Below are 22,729 nucleotides of genomic sequence, written 5' to 3'. Positions count from 1 at the left end.
CAGCGATCTAGCATCCGACCATGTCCCTTCGCTTCGCCCTCTCGTCCCGCGCTGCCGCGGCCGGCATGCTGGCGCTCGTCACCGGCATGACGGCGTCCATGGGCGGCGCGAGTTCTGCGCGCGCCGATGGGGCATGGCGTCACTCCGACGTGATGCCGTCCGACGGCGTCCAGGGCGATCTCACCGCGCTCCGTGCGACGGCGAGCCGAGCCGCGAAGCACGCAGCAGTCGGGGAACTGGCCTCGGCGCGCCGGCAGACGCAGGCGCTCAAGCGCGACTGGGACGCCGCGGCGTCGAGCCTGCAGCCACGACTGGGATCGGACCGATGGCGTCGGACGAGCCGATCGCTGGACGACGCGCTCGATGCCCTGCAGGCGAAGCAGCCTTCGCAGGCCGCGGCCTGGCTGGCGCTCGCGGACCTGCTGCTCGGGCTGCATGCGCTGGATCCTCAGCAAGGCACGGCCGAGGGCGCCGTCTGCATCAAGGCGTCGGTCGCAAGCCGATGACGCAACCGGGCGAGGCGTCGCCGATGGTGAGCTCCAGCCGATGCAGCCGGGCAATGGCCGCCACCAGGCTCAGACCCAGGCCGTGGCCGGGCTGATGCCGACTCTTCTCGCCGCGATAGAAGCGCGAGAAAACCAGCTCCCGCTCTTCGGGGGCAATGCCTGGCCCTGTGTCGCGCACCGACAGCAGCGGACCCGCCGCCGATCCAGCTTCCGATCCTGTGCCATGCGTTGTGCCAGAGGCGGAGAGCGCGACGACGACCCGTCCCCCCGCCGGCGTGAACTTGAGGGCGTTGTCCACGAGGTTGGCGACGGCGTCGAACAGCAGGTTGGCGTCCCCGCTCAGCGTCGGCGCGGACGAGTCGGCCTCCAGCACCAGCGCGATGCCGCGATCCTGCGCCAGGGGCTCGTAGTAGTCGACGACGTCCGCGCAGAGGCTCCGCAGGTCGACGTCCTCGAAGTTGTCCCGGCGCACGACGTCCTCGATCTCGGCGATGCGCAACAGCCCCGTGAACATCTGCATCAAGGCGCGGCCGTCGACGATGGCCTTGTCCACGACGTCGAGCAGTTCCTCGCGTGCGGGCGCCTGGGTCCGCGCGCGCTCCAGCGACGCGAGCATGCGTGTCAGGGGCGTGCGCAGGTCATGCGCGATGCCGTCGGTGACGCCCTTGACCTCGCCCATCAGGCGTTCGATGTCGTCCAGCATATGGTTGACCATCGTCGCGATGCGCGCGAGGTCGTCCTGCGAGCGCGACGCCGGCAGCCGCGCCGAGAGATCGCCGTCGACGATGCCCGCCAGGGCCCGTCGCATGCTCTCCAGCCGCCGGTGCGCGGACAGCCCGAAAGCCATCGCGCCGGCCAGGCCCACCAGCACGAACAGCAACAGGCCGATCGCGATGACCGCGCGCAGGCGCTCGCTGAATTCGCGCAGCTCGTGGATGTCCTGCGTCACGATCAGCACGTGTCCGCTGGGCAGCACGCGGGCGAAGGCCCGCAGGGGCCGCGTGCGGTCGTCGGCGTAGACCAGCGTCAGGTCGAAGGCGCGGTCGTAGCCCGGCACCGTCCGCTCATCGATCTCGATGCCGCCGGCCAGCCGGGTCCCCGCCGAGCCCAGCAGGACCGCCGGATAACGGCGCGTCGGATCGCGCTGCGTGCGGCGGCCGATCTCGCGCTGCAGGTTCTCGACGCTCAGCTGCGACCAGCGATCGACGTTGTCCTTGAGGCTGACGTCGACTTCGCGCAGCAGGTACACGGACGTCCGCCAGTACACGAGGCCGAGCACCAGCGACCCGGTGACGGCGAAGAGCAGCAGGAACTGCGCGGCCACCTTGAAGTGGCTGGTGCCCAGCGCCTCACGCAGCCGCGCGAAGGACATAGCCCGCTCCCCGCACGGTCTCGATCAGGGGCGCTTCCCCCTCGGATTCCAGCTTGCGACGCAGCCGGGCGATGTGCACGTCGATCACGTTCGTCCGCTCGTCGGCGCGGTAGTTCCAGACGGCTTCGAACAGCATGGTGCGCGTCACCGTCTGCCCCGCATGGCGCATGAGGTAGATCAGCAGGTCATGTTCCCGCGGCAGCAGATCCAGCACGCGCGCACCGCGACGCACCTCGCGGGTGAGCAGATCGGCGTGCAGCTCGCCGGCGACCAGGGTGGTCTCGCGCGGTGCGGCGGCGTCGCCGGTCGAGCGCCGGCACAGCACCTCGACGCGGGCCACCAGCTCGATGGTCTCGAAGGGTTTGGTCAGGTAGTCGTCGCCGCCGGCGCGCAGCCCCTTGACCCGTTCGTCAAGGCTGGACAGCGCGCTCAGCAGCAGCACCGGCGTGCGCGACCCGGCGGCGCGCAGCGCGGACAGCAGGCCCAGCCCGTCCAGCTGAGGCAGCATCCGGTCGAGCACGATCGCGTCATAGGACCCGGCCAACGCCTGGATGAGTCCGTCGCGCCCGTTGTCGGCGAGCGCGCAGCCGTGTCCCGCGTCGCGCAGGGCGGCGGCGATCTCCGACGCGGTGTCGCCGTCGTCCTCCACAATCAGAATCTGAAGCACAGCCCCTCCGTTCTTCCTTCCGATCTTCCTTCCGTTCCGACATGCGCATCCTGGTGATCGACGACGACCCCCGCGCGGCGGCCTACCTGGTCCGCGCGCTGCGGGAGGCCAATCGCGTCGCGGATCTCGCGCCGGACGTCGGCACGGGGCTGGCCATGCTCGCCGACGAGGTCTATGACGCGGTCGTCGTCGCGCGGCGCCTGTCGGGCACCGACGGGCTGGCCGGCGTGACGCTGCTGCGCGGTCGTGGATTCTCCCTGCCCGTGATCATCGTGGGCGCCGAGGGCGGTGCAGGAAGCGCGGCGGACACGCCGCGCGCGAACGAGGTCACCGACAAGGTCCGATGCCTGCGCGCCGGCTGCGACGACTACCTGTCGCATCCCTACGCCTTCGTGGAGCTCGACGCCCGGCTGGACGGACTGGTGGCGCGGCATCGGGACCGCCTGCCTGGCGAGCGGCTGCGCGTCGGCAGCCTGTCGCTGGACCTCGCCCGGCGCGAGGCCTTCATCGGCGAGCGCCGCGTTGCACTGACCCCACGCGAGTACCTGCTGCTGCAACGACTGGCGCGGCACGCCGGCGAGGTGGTCACGCGCGAGGCGCTGCTCGAAGCCGCGTGGGCCTTCGACTTCGAGCCGCCCGACCACCTCATTGATCGGCAGATGGCGCGGCTGCGTCAGAAGCTCGGGGACGTGTCGTCGCATGAATGGATCGAAGGAGTGCGTGGAGTCGGTCATCGGCTGCGTCCGGATGGCACCGGATCGGGCCAGGCCTTGCCGGATTGATCGCATTGATGGCATTGATCGTGATCGGATTGATCGACATCGATCCGGATTGAGCCCGACTTTGACCTGAATCGGCCGGGCGCGGGCGACAAGCCCACATGAAAGATTTGTCATCTTCGATGGGGCGTCGGGACAGGTGACCCCTTCTATCTTCTCCGGGTCGCTACCACCCACGGAGAAGTCCGGTCATGAGGTTCCCCGATCCGCCCCGTCGCACACTCGCCATCTCGGCGATGACGCTGCTGATCCTGCTGGCGACCGGCTGCTCCGTCGTGCCCGCCTACCGCAAGCCCGACGCGCCTATCCCGGCGCAATGGATGACGCCGTCGGAGACGCCGGGTGCCGCTGGCACGACGGGCGCGGCAGGCACACCGGCAACACCGGCTACAGCGGCCACGGCACTTCCGCCGTCCGTGGTCGCCCGCGTGTTCTGGTCCGGCTTCGGCAGTCCGCAGCTGGACGCGTTGCTGCAGTACGGACTGGTCAGCGGCCCCGACGTGGCGATCGCTCGCGCCCGGCTGGAGCAGGCGAAGGGCGCCGCCGACGTGGCCGGTTCATCGGCCAGTCCGACGCTCGGCATCGGCGCGGACCTGTCGCGCGGCAGCACGAGCGGCAAGCGCAGCACCTCCGTCACCTTCCAGGCCGGCTTCACGCCGGACCTGTGGGGCGCGCTGGACGCGAGGACGCAGTCGGCGGGCGAGGGCGCCCGCGCCACCGAATTCGACCTGGTGAGCGTGCAACGCAACCTGCTCTCCCAGATCGCGGCCCAGTACTTCGCGGTGCGCGCCTGCGAGGAGCGTCTGCGGCTGGCGCAGCTGGTGGCCGACGACGCGAGCCGCTTGCTCGGCCTCGTGGAGCGTCAGGCGAGCCTGGGCGCCGCCTCCGCGCTGGACGTGGCGCAGCAGCGCAATGCGGTGCAGACCCTGCAGGCGGCGATTCCCGCGCTCCGGCAGCAGCGTGTCGCTGCCGTGGCGCAACTGGCGGTGCTGGTGGACGTGCCGCCGGTGATGCTGAAGCTCGACGGCGAGCCGCTCCTGCAGCTGACGGTGCCCGACGTCGTCGCGGTGTCGCCCGCCGACGTGGTGGACGCGCGCCCGGAGGTGCAGGCCGCCGAAGCGCGACTGCGCGCCGCCAACTTCGATGTGGGCGCCGCGCGCGCCGCCTTCCTGCCCAGCCTGTCGATCACGGCGTCGGCGGGCTGGCTGCTCAATCCGACCGCGGCCGCCTGGGGCGTCGCGGGCTCGCTGCTGCAGCCGCTGTTCGACGGCGGTCAGCGCAAGGGCCAGTTGCGCATCGAGACCGGCAAGTCGGCGGAGATGCTGGCGAGTTATCGCCAGACACTGCTGCAGGTCCTCCAGCAGACCGAGACCCAACTCGCGGCGGTGGCGCAACTCAAGGAACAGGAGCGCTTCGACGCCGCGGCGGTCGACTCCGCGCGGGAGTCGCTGCGGCTGGCGCGCATCCGCTATGAGCGCGGCGCATCGGATCTGCTGGCGGTGCTGCTGAGCCAGAAGACCCTCGCGCAGGCGCAGGACACGCTGGTGCAGGTGCGCCAGCAGCGCCTGCAGGCCGCGGCGGCGCTCTTCGTCGCCACCGGCGGCCGCACGCTGCCTGTCGATACGCCGTCGACGGCGTCGGTTCGTCCGGACCCTCGGATCGCCGATGCGTCGCACGTTCCCGACACCACCATCCATGCCCACTCGAACCGCGCGTTCGACGCGGGCCGTCCCCTCCAAGGAGTCGCGCCATGACCCTCTCTTCCAACGACGGTCGCCGTTCCCATCGCCGCCGTCTGGCGCTCGCCGCGACTGCGGTGGCCGCCGGCCTGGCGGTGGCCGCGGTGGCTGCCTTCGGCGTGACCGCCACGACCTCGGGGACCGCCGGCGCGCCGGGTGACAAGTCCTCCGCCTCCGCCACGTCCGCCGCACCCGTGCCCGTGTCCCTGGCCGCCGTCGGCCGTCAGGACATGCCCGTGTGGACGGAGGGCGTGGGCAGCGTGACCTCCTTGAACGTGGTCAGCGTGCGATCGCGCGTCGACGGCCAGCTCGAGCGCGTGCTGTACACCGAGGGTCAGCAGGTGAAGGCCGGCGACCTGCTCGCGGTCGTCGATCCGCGTCCGTTCCAGGCGCAGACGCAGCAGGCGCAAGCCGTGCTGGCCCAGGAGAACGCGAAGCTCGCAAGCCTGCGCGTCGACCTGCGCCGGGCCGAGGAACTCGCCTCGGCGGGCGCCGGCCCGCGGCAGACGGTGGATACGCTGCAGGCCCAGGTCGCGACGCAGGCTGCGGCCGTCCAGGCGGCGCAGGCGGCGCTCCAGACCGCGCAGCTGCAACTGACCTTCACCCGAATCACGGCCCCCGCGGCCGGACGGATCGGACAGCGTCTGGTGCCCGCCGGATCGATGGTGCACGCGAGCGACGTCACCGGACTGACCACGATCACGCAGATGAATCCGGTGTGGGTGACCTTCCAGGTGCCCCAGGATGTCCTGGCGCAGGTGGTCGATCAGGGCCGGGCGCGCAAGCTGAGCGTCGAAGCCCTGGCGCGGGATCGCTCGCGCACGCTGGGCAAGGGCGAACTCGAATTCGTGGACAGCCAGGTCACCGCCGCGACGGGTCAGGTCATGCTGAAGGCGCGCTTCGACAACGCGGGAGACGGCCTCTGGCCTGGTCAACTGGTCGCCGTGCGGATGCTGCTCAAGACGGAGGCGAACGCGACCGTCGTTCCTGACGCGGCGCTCCAGCAGGGCCCCGCGGGCAGCTTCGTCTACGTCGTCGACGGGCAGCGTCAGGCGCAGGCGCGCGCGGTACAGGTGGGTTCGTCCTGGAACGGCAGCCGCCAGGTCCGCACGGGGCTGAAGCCGGGCGAGACCGTGGTGACGCAAGGCCAGTACCGCATCGCGCCTGGCGTGCCGGTCACCGACGCGGCCACGCTGGCCCCGGCGACAGGGGGGGTCGCGAGGGTCGATCCGTCGACGAAGACCGTGGCCTCCGCCACCGGAGGCTGATGATGAACCTCTCCGAGACCTTCATCCGCCGCCCGGTGGCCACGGCGCTGCTGGCCCTGAGCCTCTTCGCCATCGGCGCGCTCGCCTACTTCAACCTCCAGGTCGCGGCGCTGCCGCAGGTCGACTTCCCGTCGATCACCGTGTCGGCCACGCTGCCCGGCGCGAGCGCCGACACCATGGCCTCCGCCGTGGCCACGCCGCTGGAACGTGCGCTCTCGCAGGTCCCGCAGATCACCTCCATGACCTCGTCGAGCTCGCTCGGCAAGACGCAGATCGCGCTGCAGTTCGACCTGAACCGCAGCATCGACGGCGCCGCGCAGGACGTGCAGGCCGCGATCGCGCGGGCCACGCGCACGCTGCCCAAGACGATGACCACGCCGCCCAGCTTCAACAAGGTCAACCCGGCGCAGGCGACGGTCATGTCGCTGGCGCTGACTTCGTCGACGCGCACGCTGACCGAGCTCAACCGCTACGCCGACAACTTCCTGGCGCAGAAGCTCTCGATGGTGCCGGGCGTCGGCCTGGTGGACTATCACGGTCAGCAGCGGCCGGCGGTGCGCATCCGCGTGGATCCCGACGCCATCGCGGCGCGCGGCCTGACGCTGGCGGACGTGCGGTCCATCGTCGGCCTGAGCACGGTCAACGCGCCCAAGGGCAGCCTCAACGGGGCCGACAAGACGGTGGCGCTCAACGCCACCGACCAGCTCGGCACCGCGAAGGAATTCGCCGACCTCGTCGTGGCCTACAAGGGCGGGGCGCCCATCCGCATCGGCGACTTGGGCGAGGTGGTCGACGCGGCCGAGGACGTGCGCCAGGCCGCCGGCGTGCAGGGCCGGCCGACCGTCATCGCGGACATCCATCCGCAGCCGGGCTTCAACGTGGTCGACACCGCGAACGCCGTGAGAGCGCTGCTTCCGCAGCTCACGGCCTCGATGCCGCGCGACGTGACGCTGCAGGTCGTCGGCGAACGCACGCAGACCATCACCGCCGCGGTGGCCGATGTGAAGTTCACGCTGCTGCTGTCGGTCGGGCTGGTGGTGCTGGTGATCTTCCTGTTCCTGCGCAACGTGGCCAGCACGCTCATCGCCAGCGTCACGATCCCGCTCGCCCTGCTCGGCACCTTTGCGACCATGTACCTGCTGGGCTACACGCTGGACAACCTGTCCATCATGGCGCTCACCATCGCGTCGGGTTTCGTCGTGGACGACGCGATCGTCGTGCTGGAGAACATCGAGCGGCATCGCGAGCAGGGCAAGTCCGCGCTCGAAGCCGCCCTGGCGGGGACCCGCGAGGTGGGCTTCACCGTGCTGTCGATGACGATCTCGCTCATCGCGGTCTTCATCCCGCTGCTGATGATGGGCGGCATGGTGGGCCGCCTGTTCCGCGAGTTCTCGATCACGCTGAGCGCGGCGATCCTGGTGTCGTGCGTGGTGTCGCTGACGCTGGCGCCGATGCTGTCGTCGCGCCTGCGCGGCGGGCATGGTGAGCCTGGCCGGTTCAGCCGCGCGGCGGGATCCGCCTTCGAGTGGATCGAGGGGTGGTACGCGCGCGGCCTCGACGTGGCGCTGCGTCACCAGCGCCTGGTGCTGCTCCTGGCCGCGGTCACGCTGGCCGCGACGGCGGCGTTGTACGTCGCCGTGCCCAAGGGCTTCTTCCCGGTGCAGGACACGGGTCTGCTGAACGCGACGGTGGAGGGCGCGCCCGACATCTCGTTCGACGCCATGAAGCAGCGCATCGCGCAGGTCGCCGACACGATGCAGGCCGACCCCGACGTGCAGACGGTGTACTGGTGGATAGGTCCCAACCCGACCATCAGCCAGGGCAAGATGATGGTCAGCCTGAAGCCCTTCGACCAGCGCTCGGCGACGGCGGCGCAGATCATCGCGCGGCTCAAGCGGCGCGCCGGCATCGTGCCGGGGGTGAAGACCTCCATGCAGGCGATCCAGGACATCCAGATCGGAGGACGCGTGGCCAAGGCGCAGTACCAGTGGACGCTGCAGGCGGCGGACATCGGGCTCCTCGATCAATGGAGCAGCGTCATGCAGCAGCGGCTGAAGCAGCTGCCGCAGCTGGTCGACGTGTCCACCGACCGCCAGCCGTCGGCCGCGCAGACCACGCTGAAGATCGACCGCGATACCGCGGCGCGGCTGGGCGTGTCGGTGCAGGCCATCGACGACGCGCTGTACGACGCCTTCGGTCAGCGGCAGGTGGCCACGCTGTTCACGCAGCTCGACCAGTACAGCGTGATCCTGGAGGTCTCGCCGTCGTGGCAGCTGTCGCAGGAGGCGCTCGCGCATCTGTACGTCAGCTCGTCGAGTTCGCAGACGCTGGTGCCGCTGAGCATGGTGGCCACGCTGGAGCAAGGCCTGGCGCCGGTGCAGATCAACCACCAGGGGCTGTTCCCGTCGATCACGCTGTCGTTCAACCTCGCGAACGGCGCGTCGCTCGGCGACGCCGTCACGGCGATCGATGCGGCTGCGCGGCAGGCCGGGCTGCCGGACGCCGTCACGGGCAGCTTCCAGGGGACGGCGCAGGCCTTCCAGGACTCGCTGAAGTCGCAGCCCTGGCTCATCCTGGCCGCGGTGCTGGCGGTCTATGTGGTCCTGGGCGTGCTCTACGAGAATCCGATCCATCCGCTGACCATCCTCTCGACCCTCCCGTCCGCCGCGCTGGGCGCGCTGCTGGCGCTGAAGGTGGCCGGGCTGGATCTGGGCATCCTCGGGATGATCGGGATCATCCTGCTGATCGGCATCGTCAAGAAGAGCGCCATCATGATCGTGGACTTCGCCCTGGTCGCGCAGCGCGAGCAAGGACTGACCCCGTACGAGGCCATCCGCCAGGCCTCGGTGCTGCGTTTCCGTCCGATCCTGATGACCACGCTGGCGGCGCTGTTCGGCGCGCTGCCGCTGGCCTTCGGCGCCGGCGCCGGGTCCGAGATGCGCCAGCCGCTGGGCCTGGCGATCGTGGGTGGTCTGGCGGTCTCGCAGATCCTCACGCTGTACACGACGCCGGTGATCTACCTGTGGTTCCAGAAACTGGTGGATGCATGGCAGCGACGCCGGGGGCGGGCGCCAGAGGCCTCGGAGCAGGTCGTGCTGGATCAACACATTGCAGGGAACACACCATGAGTACCTTGTCCACGGCCTGGCCGGCCATCGGCGCGGCCTTCGCTGCCTCTCTGGTTGAAGTGGTCGAAGCCTTCACGATCGTGCTGGCCGTCGGCAGCACCCGGGGCTGGCGCGCCGCCTGGATCGGCACGCTGGCCGCGCTGGCGCTGCTGGCCGCGACGGTCGCGCTCGTCGGACCGGCGCTGCTGCGCGTGCCCATCCATCTGCTGCAGTTGATCGTCGGCGTCCTGCTGCTGCTGTTCGGACTGGGCTGGTTGCGCAAGGCGATCCTGCGATCGGGCGGCGTCCTGGCGTTGCGGGATGAAAGCGCGCTCTACGAGAAAGCGACACGCGAGCTCGGCAGCGACGGCGATCGCGACGAGGCCAACGGTTCGTCCGCGAGCGCCCGCGACTGGATCGGCGTCATCACGGTGTTCAAGGCCGTGCTGCTCGAGGGCATGGAGGTGGCTTTCACCGTGCTGGCCATCGGCGCGGGGCACGACCTGATCCTCGAGGCCTCGCTGGGCGCGGCCGCGGCGTGCGTGCTCGTCCTCGCGATTGGCATGATCCTGCGCCAGCCGCTCGCGCGGGTGCCGGAGAACGGCCTCAAGTTCGGCGTCGGCATCCTGCTCACGGCATTCGGCGTGTTCTGGACCGGCGAAGGGCTGGGGCTGACCTGGCCGGGCGCGGAGCTGGCCCTGCTCGCCCTGATCGCCTTGTTCGTCGTCATCGGCCTGAGCACCGCGCGCCTGCTGCGTGCGCGCGGCGCGGACACCGGGAGATTCGCATGAGTCTGCTGCTGGAAGTGATCCAAGAACTCTTCGGCATGTTCTGGGCCGACGCCGGCCTGTGCCTGGGCGCGCTGGGCGTGGTGCTCGGCGTCGGTCTCGGGCTGCGGCTGGGCTGGCTCGATGCGCCGTGGGCGATCGCGGCGCTGGTCGCGGGCATCGTCCTGACCCTGCTCCTGAATGTCTGGGCTGCTGCGTCGAGACGGCGTTGAAGGTTTTCCTGTGAGCGGGCACTCGCGAGGCGGGGCGCGAGGCTGCTATCTTCCCGGGCAGGACCATGCCAATCAAAAGACCTACGTCCGCGCCCGCCTTGCGCGTGCCTTCCATCGCCGGCCGGCTCGGTCGGCAGGTGCTGCTGATCTCGCTGTGCTGGGCGCTGCTCGCCGGTGTGCTGGTCTGGGCGGTCGTCCAGGAAGAGGTCGACGAACTGCTGGACGAGACGATGCAGGCGTCCTCGCAGGTGCTGGGGCAGCTGCTGCGTGATCGTCCGCCGGAGGGCGGCGCGGTGGCGGACGACGACGATCTGTCGACCCACTTCTCCTGGCAGCTGGTGCGCGGCGACGGCAGCTTGCTGTTCCGGTCGCCGCTGGCGCCTTCATCGCCGTGGCGGCTGCCCGTCGGCTTCAGCGACTGGAATGGCGACGCCGCGTCCTCGCCGCCGCACGCGGCGCTCGGCCACGGCAGCGAGCACGGCTCGCATGACGGCGACTGGCGGGTGCTCGTGCGGCCGTTCAAGACCCGCTACGTCGACGGTTGGCTGATCGTCGCGCAGACCAGCGCGGAGCGGCGGGAAGTGCGCGACCGTGTCGGCATGGCGAGCGCGCTGTCGGCCTTGCTCGTCGGCGGCTTCTGCATGGTCTGGCTGAACCGGCGCGCGAGGCGCGAGCTGGAGCCGTTGTCGGACATGACGCGCGCGCTCGCGCAATACGATCCGCTGGACAGCCGGCAGTCGCTGCCCGAGCAGCACCGGCAGGAACTCGCCGCGATCCGGTCAGCGGTGCTGGACCTGGGGCACCGGCTGGCGCAGCGGGTGGCGAATGAGCGGGCCTTCAGCGCGCATGCGGCGCATGCGTTGCGCACGCCGCTGGCGGGCATGGACGCGCAGCTGGCGGTGGCGTTGCGCGAGGCGCCGGAAGGGCAGCGTGAGCGGCTGCAGCGCACGCGGGAGGCGACCGATCGCCTGCGCCGCGTGGTGACGGCACTGCTGACCTTGTTCCGCACGGGGATGAGCCTGCAATGGCAGTCGCTGGATGTGAATGAGCTGCTGGGGCACCTGCCGCTGCCCGATGGGCTGGTGCTGGACCTGCCGGAGGAGGGACGCGTTCAGGCCGACCCGGATCTGCTGGCCGCGGCGCTGATCAATCTGCTCGACAACGCCTGTCGGCATCGGGCGACCCGTGTGACGCTGCGCATCCGATCGAGCGAAGGCGGTGGGTGCGAGCTGGCGCTGGAGGACAACGGCGACGGCGTCGACGCCGACAAGCGAGACGATCTGAATGCGGCGCTGGCCAGCCAGCAATACGAAGGGCGCATGGGGCTGGGACTCATGATGGCGCACCTCGTGGCGCGGGCGCATGGGGGAGATCTGGTGCTGCCGCGGAGCGAGCTGGGGTTCGCCGTGTCGATGCGGCTGGGGCCTGCGCCGGCGGGCAATGAGGTTGTCGCCTGATATCGAAAGGGTGGCGATTGGTCGCCACCGCGGATGTCTCCAGAGTTTCGAACCGCGCTTGGTCGCATTCTCCAGCTGGGCATGTTCAGCAGGACCGTTCGGAGCGTGACCCCTGGCATTCACATGACTACCTCTCCGCCTGACTTAGCATGGATGACTGCGCGATGTGCGACATCGTCTCGCGCTGATGTGTTGCTTCAGAATTGGTAGAGGAAGGCATGGCGACGAAAAGCAAGGCAAGGGCCGACGCGGAGACGGGATCGCTGTTCGAGGAGAACTATCTCGTCCGCACGCTTGGGCGCATCGCCCAAGACCCCGAGATCGCGCTCACCGAACTCGTGGCCAACGCGTGGGATGCGGGTGCCTCCATCGTGGATCTGACGATCCCGCCGACCAACGCGCTGGTTCTGACGGTAGCGGACGATGGGCACGGCATGACCGCCGCGCAATTCAAAGGCCGCTGGATGAAGCTGGGCTATGACCGCATAAAGCATCAAAGCGCGATGGTCGAGTTCCCGCTGGAGCGCGAGGGCTGGCGTCGAAGGGCTTACGGCCGCAACGGCGTAGGCCGGCACGGGCTGCTGTGCTTCGCCGATCAATATTCGGTCGAAACCTGGCGCGTGGGCAAGGGCGCAAGCTTCGACATTGGCACCAAGAGCGAAGAGAACCCTTTCAAGATCGAAAGGGAGAGCTCTTTCATCAAGGAGGGCCACGGGACCAAGGTCTCCGTCATCGTGCAGCGGCATTTGCCCGACGCCGACGCCATCCGCGCGATCCTGGCGGCGCGCTTTGTCCACGATCCACAGTTCGTCGTGAGGGTCAACGGGGAGTCCGTCGCCTTGGCCGATCAGACGGGACTCATCGAACAGACGCCGTTGCGGATTGACGGCTGTCCGGGGGCCGAGGCATATGTGGTGGACTCGACTCGCTCCAACAAATCGACTCTCTATCAAGGCATCGCCTTCTGGGTCAACGGGCGCCTTGTCGGCATGCCGAGCTGGGTGGTCGGCTCAGAGGCCGTGATCGATGGCCGTGCACGCTTCGCCAAACGCTACTCGATCGTCATCAAGGCCGATGATGGATGGCTGCCCGAGGTCGAGCAGGACTGGGTCCGTTTCAAGAACAGTTCAAAGGTGGCCGCCCTGTTCGAGGCCGCACGCGGCTACGCCAAGAAGGTTTTCGCCCAACTCTCGGCGACGCTGGTGGAAGAAAGCTCCGAAGAGGCCCTGATCAAGAACCGCGAGGACTTCAAGGAGCTCTCGCCGTTGGGCCGCGCCGAGGTCGCCAGCTTCGCCCGGGATCTTGTGAAGACCGCGCCCACCGTCTCGCAGGACGTGCTCTCGGCCGCGGTGCAAGCGTTGATCAACATCGAGAAGGCGCGCGGCGGCGCGGCGCTGCTCGAGAAGCTCACCAGGCTCGAAGAGTCGGATATCGAGGGTCTCGACCGGCTGCTGAGCCAATGGACTGTCCGTGATGCGTTGTCGGTGCTCGATGAGATCGACGATCGCCTGGCGGTGATCACGGCCATCGAGAAGCTCTCTGGCGACGAATCCTCCGACGAACTGCACACGCTGCATCCTCTGGTGACGCAGGCACGATGGCTCTTCGGCCCCGAGTTCGACAGCAGCGAATACTCGTCCAACGTCAGCCTTCGCACGGCTGCGGAGAAGGTTTTCAAGAAGCGGCTGTCGACGCAGGCGTTCATCAACGCCAAGCAGCGCCCCGACATCATGGCCTTGGCCGATGCGACCTGCTCAATCGTGGGCACGGAGGGCTTCGATGTCGCCGATCCGACGCTCACGCGCATCCAGAACGTCCTGATCATCGAGCTGAAGAAGGGCCGCTCCGCGATCGGCCGCGAGGAGATGAATCAGGGCAACGGCTATGTGCAAGATTTCCTCGGCAGCGGCGCGCTGGACGGAACACCCATGTTCCGCGCGTTTGTCGTCGGCCATGAGATCACTGCGAAGACGACGCGCGAGATCGAGCTCAAGGAGGAGGGTGTGCTGCGGGGCAGGGTCCAGGCCGTCACCTATGGCCAGCTCACGCGGTCGGCCCATCAGCGGCTGTTTCGCTTGAGGGAGCGCATCCCTGCTCGATACGAGGACGTGTCAGGCGCCGATCTTTCTGCCAAGGTGATGCGCACCGCCTCGCAAGCGAATCTCGGCCTGACTGTGGAAGAAAAGACCTGACCCCTCCCGCCCACCAATCGCCCTGGACCTTCCCCGCACATTTGCCGTTGATAATGGTTCGCATTTATCATCTGCTTCTTCGCGTGCCTGAACGCGTTCCGCGGCGAACGGTCGCCGCGATCGAACCTTCCGCCTCCCGTCCCGGTCCATGTCCGCTACGTCCGCGCCGTCCGTGTCGTTGCAGCTGGTGGGCTCGCTGTATGTCGAGCATCACAGCTGGTTGCAGTCCCTGTTGCGCAAGCAGCTGGGCTGTGCCGTCGACGCCGCCGACCTCGCGCATGACACCTTCGAGCGAGTGCTGACCCGTCGGGAGCCCGGCACCTGGCGTGAGCCGCGCGCCTTCCTCACCACCATCGCCCGCGGGCTGGTCGTCGATCTCTATCGCCGCCGCGACCTCGAGCGCGCGCTGATCGAGGCGATGGCCGTCCGGCCCGACGCCTGGGCGATGAGCCCCGAAGACCGCACCGTCCTGCTCGAAACGCTGCAGGCGATCGACGACATGCTCGACGGCCTGGCCCGACCGGTGCGCGAGGCCTTCCTGCTGTCGCAGCTCGATGGGCTGACCTACCGCGAGATCGCGCAGTCGCTGGGCGTCAGCGAGCGCACGATCGCGAGCTACATGGCGGCCGCGATGTCGCGCTGCGTCGAGCTCGCCGCGTGAGCGACACGGACGCACGCACCCGCGCCGTCGAGTGGTTCGTCCTCCTCGCCTCCGGCAACGCGACGCCGCAGGAGCGGCGCGACTGGGCCGCATGGCATGCCGCCGATCCCGCGCATCAAGCGGAATGGGACCGCGTCGAACGCGTGCAGCGGATGATGTCCGGCGTCCCTGCGGACCTGGCCTCGTCGACCTTGCGGCGACCCGCGCCGCGGCGTCGTCAACTGCTGAAGTCCGCCGCGATCGCCGGCACAGCCGGCGTGCTGGGCTACGGCCTCTGGCGTGAAAGCGGCGGCCCCATCTCCGCCGCCTGGTTCGCGGACCACCGCACCGCGACCGGCGAGCAGCACCGGCTCGCGCTCGACGACGGCAGCGTCGTCGTCATGAACACCGCGACCGCGCTGGATGTCCGATTCGATCGGCAGTGGCGCGCGCTGCGCCTGCATGAGGGCGAGGTGTTCATCGAGACCGCGAACGCCCTCGGCGTGGACATCGGCGCCAACGGCGCGCGCGATCCGCGGCCGCTCATCGTGGAAACGCGCTACGGCCGCGTGCGCGCGCTCGGCACCCGCTTCCTGCTGCGCCTGGAGGACCGCCGCCTGAATGTCGCCGTCATGGACAGCGCCGTGGAGGTCCGCGGCACCACCGGCGCCGTGCGTCGACTCGATGCCGGGCAGCAGGTGGAGGTCGAGGGCACGACCATCGGCCCCGTCGAGGCCATCGCCGGCGACATGGCGGCCTGGACCGCCGGGCATCTCATCGTCGACAACGCGCGCCTGGCCGATGTGATCGCCGAGCTCGACCGCTATCGCCGCGGCCGCCTGGGCTGCGATCCGCGCGTGACGGAGCTGCGCGTGTCCGGCGCCTTCCCGGTCCTCGACGTCGATCGTGCGCTCGCCGCGCTGGAAGCGACGCTGCCGGTGCGGGTGGATCGCGCGAACGCGTACTGGGCGACCGTGCGTCCGCGCGGCGCATGACGCTGACGACGCGCGCATAGCGCACGCATCAGCGTCCAGGCGCTTCATGTTTTTCCGGCTCGTCCGGCAACAGGGAAGAGAACTTCGAGAACGTTCGAGCGCCTTCGAACGCGCTCCGCACCTTCCCTGGAAAGACTGCTTCATGACTTCCCGCTCGACCCCTCGTCCGCGCACCGCTTCCGTGCGCCATGTCCGCCGTTCCACGCCCGTCCGGCTGGCCGTGTCCATGCTGTTGTGCGCGGGCGTCGCGGTGCCCCTGGTTGTGAGCGCGCAGACGGCTGCACCGGCCGCGAACGCCGCGAGCGGCGAGCGCGAGTACCGCATCGAGCCCGGCGCGTTGTCGACCACGCTTGGCCGCTTCGCCGCCGCCAGCGGTGTGACGCTGGCCTTCGATCCGGCGTTGACGAAGGACATCGCCTCGCGCGGTCTGCAAGGGCGTCACACGGTGAGCGCAGGCTTCGCCGCGCTGCTGAGCGGTACCGGACTGCAGGCCGTGCCGAACGCGCAGGGCGTCTACACGCTGCGCAAGGATGCAGCGGTTATCAGCGCCACCGACGCGACGGCCGCAGGCACGGCGGGCGCCGCGCCTGAAGCGGACATCACGCTGCCGCAGGTGCGTGTCGTCGCCCGCGCTGCGCCGGCGCCGGAAGAGGCCGACCGCCGCTACCAGCCGACGCCCGATGCCTCGACGCTGCGCACGACCGACTCGATGCTGGACATCCCGCAGGTCGTGAACGTCGTCTCCGCGCAGGTGATCCGCGACCAGCGGCCGCGCTACCTCGACGACGCGCTCTACAACGTCAGCGGCATCACGCAGGGCAACACGCTCGCGAGCACGCAGGACACGATCATGAAGCGCGGCTTCGGCGGCAACCGCGACGGCTCGGTGATGCACAACGGCATGCCGCTGGTGCAGGGCCGCGGCATGAACGCCGCCGCCGAGAGCGTCGAGGTGCTCAAGGGCCCGTCCTCGCTGCTGTACGGGATCATGGATCCGGGCGGCGTGATCAACGTCGTCAGCAAGAAGCCGCGCCTGAATGCACGCACCAGCGTGTCCATCGTGGGTTCCGGCTACGCGGGCGGCCGCACGGGCGTCGGCGGCACGCTCGACACCACCGGACCCATCGGCACGCCCGATCCCGCGGACAAGACCGGTCTGGCCTACCGCCTCGTGGTCGACCAGATCAACGAGGACTACTGGCGCAACTTCGGCACCCACCGGGAGACGCTGATCGCGCCGTCGATCGCCTGGTACGGACGCGACACGCAGGCGGTGCTCTGGTACGAGTACCGCAACTACCTGACGCCCTTCGATCGCGGCACCGCGCTCGACCCGGCCACCAAGCAGCCGCTGCCGATCCCGAAGACGCGGCGGCTCGACGAGCCCTTCAACCAGATGGACGGCGAGACGCACCTGGCGCAGCTGTCGGTGGACCACAAGCTCGGCGGAGGCTGGGCCGCGCACGTCAACGCGAGCTACAACCGCGAGACCTACGACGCCAACCAGCTGCGCGTGAACGGCGTCAACACGAAGACCGGCACGCTCACGCGCAGCAACGACGGCACCCAGGGCGCGCTCAGCACCGACAGCTACGGCACCGCCTATGTCGACGGCAAGTTCACGACCGGCGGCGTCACGCACGACGTGCAGCTCGGCGCCGACGCCGAGTACCGGCTGATCTACCGCCGCGACCTGCTGCGCCAGGCGACCAAGACCACCTTCAGCTACCTCGATCCCGTCTACGGCACCGAGCAGCCGTCGCAGACCGTCTCCGCCAGCGACAGCGACCAGACCGACAAGCTGCACAACCAGTCGGTGTTCCTGCAGGACGCGCTGCGTCTGGGCGAGCGCTGGACCGTCGTCGGCGGTCTGCGCTACCAGCACTGGACGCAGGAGGCCGGCCGCGGCCGGCCGTTCAAGGCCAACACCGCCACCAGCGGCGACAAGTGGTTGCCGCGCGTGGGCCTGATCTACAACCTGACCGACACGGTCTCGCTGTACAGCAACTACTCGACCTCGTTGAAGCCGCAATCGACGATCGCGCCGCTGTCGTCGGGCGTGGTGATCGACTCGTCGGTGAATCCGGAAGAGGGCAAGTCCTGGGAAGCCGGCGTGAAGCTCGACCTGCCGGGCCGCGTCACCAGCACGCTGGCCGTCTACGAGATCAGGAAGCGCAACGTGCTGGTCTCGCAGTTCAACGACGTCACCAAGCTCACCGACTGGCGCACCAACGGCGCGGCGCGCTCGCGCGGCATCGAGTTCGACATCGCCGGCGAGTTCGCGCGGCACTGGCAGGGCATCGCCGCGCTGGCCTACACCGACGCGAAGACGACCGAGGATCCGCAGTTCGCCGGCCTGTGGCTGTGGAACGTGGCGCGCGCGACCGGCTCGCTGTCGGTGGTGCACGACTTCGGCCAGATCGGACCGGGCAAGCTGCGGCTGGGCGGCGGCGCCCGCTACATCGGCCGCCGTCCCGGCGATTCCGCCAACAGCTTCGTGCTGCCGGCCTACAGCGTCGCGGACGCGTTCGCGACCTATGAGACCAAGGCCGGCGGTCTGCCGCTGAAGCTGCAGCTCAATGTGAAGAACCTGTTCGACCGCACCTACTACTCGTCCAGCGTCAACACCTACTTCGTGTCCGTCGGCGACGCGCGTCAGGTGTTGCTCTCGGCCTCGATGGAGTTCTGAGATGAGCGCACGTCGGAATTTCCTTCGAAGCGCCGCGATGCTCGTGGCCATCGGACTCGGCGCAGCGTCGGTCGCCTTCGCCGCCGGCGAGCGTGTCGTGCTCGTCGTGCAGAAGAGCGGTCCCAACCGGGCCGTCGACGATGCGGTGGCCAAGCGCCTCGGCGAGCGCGGCTTCATCGTGCAGCTCGAGGATCAGAAGGCGTCGCCGACCGTGGCCGCGGACGCGGCGCTGGTGGTGATCTCGTCGACGGTGTCGAGCAAGGACGTCGATCCGGGCTGGCGGCAACTGCGTGTGCCGCTGCTGACCTGGGAGAACGACGTCCTCGACGACCTGGCGATGACGGGCAAGAAGCACGACGTGGACTTCGGCGCAGAGACCAAGGAGCGTTACCTGTGGATCGTCAACGCGCCGCACCCGATGGCGGGCGGCCTGCCGGCGGGCATCGCCAACGTCTACGTGAAGCAGGCCGGCATGGGCTGGGGCCGCCCAGGTCCGGGCGCGACGACGATCGCGACGATCTACGGCGAGCCGGGCAAGGCGGCGCTCTTCGGCTACGAGAAGGGCGCCACGATGGACTACGAGTCCCTGGCGCCGGCCCGCCGCGTCATGGTGTTCCTCGACAATGACACCTTCACCAATCTCTCGGCCAGCGGTCTCGCGCTGTTCGACGCCGCCGTCGATTGGGCGGCGGGACGATGACCCAAGGAAGGCGATGACCGCGCGCAAGTTCTGGACCCAGCTGCATTGGCTGCTAGGCATCACGGCAGGGACCATCCTGCTGCTCATCGGACTGACGGGTGCGACGCTCGCCTTCCGCCAGGAGATCACCGAGGCGATCAATCCCGGCGTCTTGCGGATCGAATCGCCTTCGTATCGACCCGCGACGCCGGACGCGCTGCTGCAGGGCTTCGCCGCGGCGGAGCCGGAACGGCGCGTCGCGACGCTCACGTTGTACGCGGAACCCGGTCGGACGCCGAAGGCGATCCTGGAGCCCGCGCCGGGCGAGCGGCGCGGCGACGTGATCTATCTGAACCCCGTCACCGGCGCGCCGCTGGCGGACACGAAGGGCGCGGAGTTCTTCGAAGTCGCCGAGTCGCTGCACCGCTGGCTGCTGTTGCCGCGCGAGCCGGGGCGTGTCGTGACCGGCGTGCTGGCGATCGGCCTGCTGGTGTTGGCCTTGTCGGGGTTGTACCTGCGTTGGCCGCGGGACTGGAAGAGCGTCTCGGAGTGGTGGCGCATCGACCGCAAGACGCGTGGTCGCGCCTTGCTGCGGCGGCTGCATCTGGTCGTCGGCACGGCGTGCCTAGTGGCCTACGTGCCGGTGACGCTGACGGGAATCTTCTGGGCCTTCGACGGCGTGCGGGATCCGGTGAGCGCGTGGCTCGGCGAGCCGCGGCCGCCGCGCGCAACCGCCAAGCCGATGGGCGAGAAGATGGCTGAGAAGAATTCCGACAAGACGGTGGAGAAGAAATCCGAGAAGTCGTCGGAGGGCGCGCACGTCGTCGCCATCGACACTGCATGGCAGGCCTTCGAGCGCGCCGCGCTGCCCGGCGGCTGGAGCGAGGTGATCGTCCGCGTCCCGACGGGCGCGAAGGCGCCCATCCTCTTCACCTGGCTGGATACCTCGCCCGCGCATGAGCGCGCGCGCAACCGCACGACGATCAAGGCGCAGGACGGCGAGATCGTCAAGGACGAGCGCTATGGCGCCAAGGCCGCGGGCGGCCGCGCCCTGGCGGCGATCTATCCCTTGCACATGGGCACGCTGTTCGGGCTGCCCGGGCGCATCGCGATGTTCATCGCGGCGCTGATGCTGCCCGCGTTCACCATCACCGGCTGGTGGCTGTACCTGGGCCGCAAGCGGCTGGAGCGCGAGGCGGCGATGAAGCGGCTCAGGAAGAGTGCGGCAAATCCAGCGGCCACCGCCACGCCATCGCACCAAAACGCCTGAGCAGCGGATGCTCGACGTCGCCGCTCAAGGCGACGACCTTGGTCAGCGCGTCGGCCCACATCGCCTGCGGTGCCGCGACGCTGATCTGGCAAGGGGGCAGGTCGTGAGCATCGCGCATGCCCGCCATGTCGGCCAGCGATCGGCTGCCAGGCCCGAAACGACTGGTGGCCAGCGCGCCGTCACGCAGCGTCCCGAAGAGGCGGACGCCCCCGCTGTCCTCGTCGCGCCGCCGCACCGGCAGGTCGACGTCGCCGAAGACGCGCAGGTCGCCGCCCGCGTTGACCCAGCCGGCCCCGGCGCCCGACGCGATCAGCGCCTGCACCGCGGCATCGACGGCATAGCCCTTGCCGATGCCGCCCAGGTCCAGACGCACGTCGGCGTGGCGCTTGCGCAGCCGCCCGTCGACGACGTGCCAGTGTCGAGGGCCGCTCCCCAGGCTGACGTCGAACAGCCCGCCGGACACCTCCTGGAGTTCGCGCGCGGCGCGCAGGACGGCGACCGTCTCGTCCCGCAGGCGGAACTCGTGGTCCGCGGGGGAGGCATTGAATCGACCGATGTCGCTGTCGGGCAGGAAGCGCGACAACACCGCTTCGACGGCGGCGATGCGATCGAACGCGCGCTGCAGCCGCGCGCCCTGTCCCGCGGGGACACCGACTTCCACCAGCGTGCCGAGCAAGGGCACGGCGCGTCGGGTCCATGCGGGCTCCGATGCCGTCGCTGCCTTTGTCGCCGCGCCCACCGTCATCGCCTCGTCCTTCAGCTCGGCAATGCGGCAGAACGCCGCATCAGCGCGACCGCCGCGACGATGCGCCGGATCGCATCGGTCACGTGCGTGCAGCTCAGCGTCGCGCCGCTGACGTTGGCGATGTCCTCGCCCACGCGCAGCGCCGCCGTCGCGCCCTTGCCGACGAACTGCCGCCGCCACGCCGGCATCCGGATCTCGTGGCCCTGGCTCTCGCGGTAGCTGAGGATCTCCACCTGCTTGACGGTGCCGTCCGGCGTCAGCCCGACGGCGAAGTCGATGAGCTCGGCCTTGCCCAGCGCCTGGTCCGTGACGACATACCCCAGCACCGCGCCGCCGCGCCGCGCGATGCGCACCGTCCAGCTGTGGGTGCGGCCGCCAGCGCCTTGCTCGTGCAGCTGCTTCAGCCCCGCCGCGTCGGGCGCTGCGGTGCGCGTTTCGAAGGCGTCGGCGTCCGGGAACATCAGCTTCGCGGCCGCGTCGGCGCTCTGGTAGTCGACGGCGAAGGCGATCGCCGGCAGCGTCACCGCCGCGGCGCCGACCAGCACCACGCGCATCAGAAGTTCCAGCCCAGACCCAGGTTGACCCGGTTCTGGTCGCTGGCCTCGCGGAAGCGCTGGTAGTCGATCTTGAAAACGACGTTGGGCGAGATCTGGAAGTTGGCGCCCGCGGTCCACACCTGCTCGTTGCGCGCGGCGTCGGGGGTCAGGCCTTGACCCAGGTCCGCATAGGACTTCGCGGTGTTGAACTGCTCCCAGCGCACGAAGGGCAGCAGCGCGTAGTCGCCCTGCGACCACAGCTTGTAGCCCGCCTGGACGTAGAAGCCGTCGAAGGTGCGCGGGATCAGCGTCGGATTGCCGACCAGCGGCGCGTTCAACTCGGCCGTGTTGGAGATCGAACCGCGCGTGTAGACCGTGGACAGGTCCCAGCGGCCCGGCGTCCAGCGTGCGTGCAGATCCCACAGGGTCACGCGTCCCTTGGCCGTCTGGCCCTGCGAGGCCTGGCCGCTGAACACCGAGCCGCCCAGCAGCAGGCCCGGGATGCCGCGCCAGTTCACCGCGCCGAAGACCGCGAGGTCGCGACCGCGCGCCAGCGCCATCTCCTGGTGGATCGAGCCGAGCGGCGATTCGCGCCCTTCGGTCGCGGCCGCGTCCCATTTGCTGAGGTCGAAGCCGGTGGTGATGCCGGCCTGCGCGGTGAGGCCGTTGTCGAAGGTGCCGACCAGCTGGATGCCGCCTTCGCGCCAGGTGCTGGGGATGATCGCGGTCTCGACGAAGTTGCGCTCGACGCCGAAGAAGGACGTGGGCTCGTGATGCTCGTTGAGCAGGCCGGCCGGGATCAGGAACAGGCCGGCGCGCACGCCCCAGTTCGCCGCGAACTGGTGCTCGATGTAGGCCTGCTCGACTTCCACTTCGCCGGGATCGCTGGAGGACGACACCGCGTGTTCGACTTCCAGTTCGGTCACGACCTTGGTCTTGGCGTCGAAGCGGTGTTCGTAGCCGAGCACGAAGCGCCGCACGTCCGCCTGAGCGTTCTCCTTGGCCTTGGTGGGACGGTTGTAGGTGAGCTCGCCGTAGCTGGTCAGCACGGTGTCCGGGCCGAGCAGGCCGCCGCGCGGGGCCGGCTC

19 protein-coding genes are annotated in these 22,729 nt (G+C 69.5%); 14 read left to right on the top strand and 5 right to left on the bottom strand.

Going from position 1 to position 22,729, the window contains the following annotated elements; all coding sequences use genetic code 11:
- Positions 1-20 precede the first annotated feature (20 nt).
- Complete coding sequence (locus tag VF536_RS21905; RefSeq protein WP_331617015.1) at positions 21-506, top strand: hypothetical protein; 486 nt, start codon at positions 21-23, stop codon at positions 504-506.
- Here VF536_RS21905 and VF536_RS21900 read toward each other — a convergent pair.
- Together VF536_RS21900 and VF536_RS21895 are read right to left on the bottom strand one after the other, a co-directional pair.
- Positions 481-1,878 carry a sensor histidine kinase gene (locus VF536_RS21900; protein ID WP_331617014.1) on the bottom strand — a complete coding sequence of 466 codons (1,398 nt, stop codon included), beginning with the start codon at positions 1,876-1,878 and terminating at the stop codon, positions 481-483. The genes VF536_RS21905 and VF536_RS21900 overlap by 26 nt on opposite strands.
- Positions 1,856-2,545: a response regulator transcription factor gene (locus VF536_RS21895; RefSeq protein ID WP_331617013.1), complete on the bottom strand. Its 690-nt coding sequence runs from the start codon at positions 2,543-2,545 to the stop codon at positions 1,856-1,858. The genes VF536_RS21900 and VF536_RS21895 overlap by 23 nt, the downstream gene beginning before the upstream one ends.
- 41 nt (positions 2,546-2,586) lie before the next feature.
- Between VF536_RS21895 and VF536_RS21890 the strand changes: the two genes are divergently transcribed.
- The 13 genes from VF536_RS21890 to VF536_RS21830 all read left to right on the top strand — a co-directional run bounded on the left by VF536_RS21890 (position 2,587) and on the right by VF536_RS21830 (position 20,360).
- Entirely contained in the window at positions 2,587-3,327 is a 741-nt protein-coding gene (locus tag VF536_RS21890; RefSeq protein WP_331617012.1) for a response regulator transcription factor, read from the top strand.
- 188 nt (positions 3,328-3,515) lie between these two features.
- Positions 3,516-5,078: an efflux transporter outer membrane subunit gene (locus tag VF536_RS21885; RefSeq protein ID WP_331617011.1), complete on the top strand. Its 1,563-nt coding sequence runs from the start codon at positions 3,516-3,518 to the stop codon at positions 5,076-5,078.
- A complete protein-coding gene (locus VF536_RS21880) occupies positions 5,075-6,331 on the top strand; it encodes an efflux RND transporter periplasmic adaptor subunit (RefSeq protein ID WP_331617010.1) in 1,257 nt (418 codons plus the stop codon). Before VF536_RS21885 ends, VF536_RS21880 begins: the two co-directional genes overlap by 4 nt.
- 2 nt (positions 6,332-6,333) lie before the next feature.
- Positions 6,334-9,459: an efflux RND transporter permease subunit gene (locus VF536_RS21875; protein WP_331617009.1), complete on the top strand. Its 3,126-nt coding sequence runs from the start codon at positions 6,334-6,336 to the stop codon at positions 9,457-9,459.
- Positions 9,456-10,229, top strand: a complete 774-nt coding sequence (locus tag VF536_RS21870) for a hypothetical protein (RefSeq protein WP_331617008.1) — start codon at positions 9,456-9,458, stop codon at positions 10,227-10,229. The genes VF536_RS21875 and VF536_RS21870 overlap by 4 nt, the downstream gene beginning before the upstream one ends.
- A complete protein-coding gene (locus VF536_RS21865) occupies positions 10,226-10,438 on the top strand; it encodes a hypothetical protein (protein ID WP_331617007.1) in 213 nt (70 codons plus the stop codon). Before VF536_RS21870 ends, VF536_RS21865 begins: the two co-directional genes overlap by 4 nt.
- Positions 10,439-10,542: 104 nt before the next feature.
- Entirely contained in the window at positions 10,543-11,895 is a 1,353-nt protein-coding gene (locus tag VF536_RS21860; protein ID WP_331617040.1) for a HAMP domain-containing sensor histidine kinase, read from the top strand.
- 218 nt (positions 11,896-12,113) lie between these two features.
- On the top strand, positions 12,114-14,087 hold the full coding sequence (locus VF536_RS21855) for an ATP-binding protein (protein WP_331617006.1): 1,974 nt from the start codon (positions 12,114-12,116) through the stop codon (positions 14,085-14,087).
- A 148-nt stretch (positions 14,088-14,235) separates the two neighbouring features.
- Positions 14,236-14,748, top strand: a complete 513-nt coding sequence (locus VF536_RS21850; protein WP_331617005.1) for a sigma-70 family RNA polymerase sigma factor — start codon at positions 14,236-14,238, stop codon at positions 14,746-14,748.
- Positions 14,745-15,722, top strand: coding sequence for a FecR domain-containing protein (locus tag VF536_RS21845; RefSeq protein WP_331617004.1), 978 nt, complete (start codon positions 14,745-14,747; stop codon positions 15,720-15,722). Before VF536_RS21850 ends, VF536_RS21845 begins: the two co-directional genes overlap by 4 nt.
- 142 nt (positions 15,723-15,864) lie before the next feature.
- A complete protein-coding gene (locus VF536_RS21840) occupies positions 15,865-18,411 on the top strand; it encodes a TonB-dependent receptor (protein ID WP_331617003.1) in 2,547 nt (848 codons plus the stop codon).
- Position 18,412: 1 nt separating this feature from the next.
- Positions 18,413-19,111: a hypothetical protein gene (locus VF536_RS21835; protein WP_331617002.1), complete on the top strand. Its 699-nt coding sequence runs from the start codon at positions 18,413-18,415 to the stop codon at positions 19,109-19,111.
- A gap of 13 nt (positions 19,112-19,124) precedes the next feature.
- The gene (locus VF536_RS21830; RefSeq protein WP_331617001.1) at positions 19,125-20,360 is read left to right on the top strand and encodes a PepSY-associated TM helix domain-containing protein; all 1,236 of its coding nucleotides are present in this window, start codon (positions 19,125-19,127) and stop codon (positions 20,358-20,360) included.
- Here the strand turns inward: VF536_RS21830 and VF536_RS21825 are convergent.
- From VF536_RS21825 to VF536_RS21815, 3 genes are all read right to left on the bottom strand, one after another.
- A complete protein-coding gene (locus tag VF536_RS21825; protein ID WP_331616998.1) occupies positions 20,302-21,042 on the bottom strand; it encodes an FAD:protein FMN transferase in 741 nt (246 codons plus the stop codon). The genes VF536_RS21830 and VF536_RS21825 overlap by 59 nt on opposite strands.
- Before the next feature lie 74 nt (positions 21,043-21,116).
- Positions 21,117-21,659, bottom strand: coding sequence for an FMN-binding protein (locus VF536_RS21820; RefSeq protein WP_331616997.1), 543 nt, complete (start codon positions 21,657-21,659; stop codon positions 21,117-21,119).
- On the bottom strand, positions 21,659-22,729 hold a 1,071-nt coding region (locus tag VF536_RS21815; protein WP_331616995.1), incomplete at its 5' end, for a porin. The genes VF536_RS21820 and VF536_RS21815, both read right to left, overlap by 1 nt.

Origin of the sequence: Roseateles sp. (assembly GCF_036486225.1) — a bacterium.
Taxonomy (GTDB): domain Bacteria; phylum Pseudomonadota; class Gammaproteobacteria; order Burkholderiales; family Burkholderiaceae_C; genus Roseateles.
The sequence above is the reverse complement of the archived record's forward strand: the minus strand, read 5'-3'. Positions and strand labels throughout refer to the sequence as shown.

Bases quoted from the DNA above. Each gene is read 5' to 3' on its own strand.
- VF536_RS21905 (WP_331617015.1), top strand. From the start codon at position 21: ATGTCCCTTCGCTTCGCCCTCTCGTCCCGCGCTGCCGCGGCCGGCATG.
- VF536_RS21900 (WP_331617014.1), bottom strand. From the start codon at position 1,878: ATGTCCTTCGCGCGGCTGCGTGAGGCGCTGGGCACCAGCCACTTCAAG.
- VF536_RS21890 (WP_331617012.1), top strand. From the start codon at position 2,587: ATGCGCATCCTGGTGATCGACGACGACCCCCGCGCGGCGGCCTACCTG.
- VF536_RS21885 (WP_331617011.1), top strand. From the start codon at position 3,516: ATGAGGTTCCCCGATCCGCCCCGTCGCACACTCGCCATCTCGGCGATG.
- VF536_RS21880 (WP_331617010.1), top strand. From the start codon at position 5,075: ATGACCCTCTCTTCCAACGACGGTCGCCGTTCCCATCGCCGCCGTCTG.
- VF536_RS21875 (WP_331617009.1), top strand. From the start codon at position 6,334: ATGAACCTCTCCGAGACCTTCATCCGCCGCCCGGTGGCCACGGCGCTG.
- VF536_RS21870 (WP_331617008.1), top strand. From the start codon at position 9,456: ATGAGTACCTTGTCCACGGCCTGGCCGGCCATCGGCGCGGCCTTCGCT.
- VF536_RS21865 (WP_331617007.1), top strand. From the start codon at position 10,226: ATGAGTCTGCTGCTGGAAGTGATCCAAGAACTCTTCGGCATGTTCTGG.
- VF536_RS21855 (WP_331617006.1), top strand. From the start codon at position 12,114: ATGGCGACGAAAAGCAAGGCAAGGGCCGACGCGGAGACGGGATCGCTG.
- VF536_RS21850 (WP_331617005.1), top strand. From the start codon at position 14,236: ATGTCCGCTACGTCCGCGCCGTCCGTGTCGTTGCAGCTGGTGGGCTCG.
- VF536_RS21840 (WP_331617003.1), top strand. From the start codon at position 15,865: ATGACTTCCCGCTCGACCCCTCGTCCGCGCACCGCTTCCGTGCGCCAT.
- VF536_RS21835 (WP_331617002.1), top strand. From the start codon at position 18,413: ATGAGCGCACGTCGGAATTTCCTTCGAAGCGCCGCGATGCTCGTGGCC.
- VF536_RS21830 (WP_331617001.1), top strand. From the start codon at position 19,125: ATGACCGCGCGCAAGTTCTGGACCCAGCTGCATTGGCTGCTAGGCATC.
- VF536_RS21820 (WP_331616997.1), bottom strand. From the start codon at position 21,659: ATGCGCGTGGTGCTGGTCGGCGCCGCGGCGGTGACGCTGCCGGCGATC.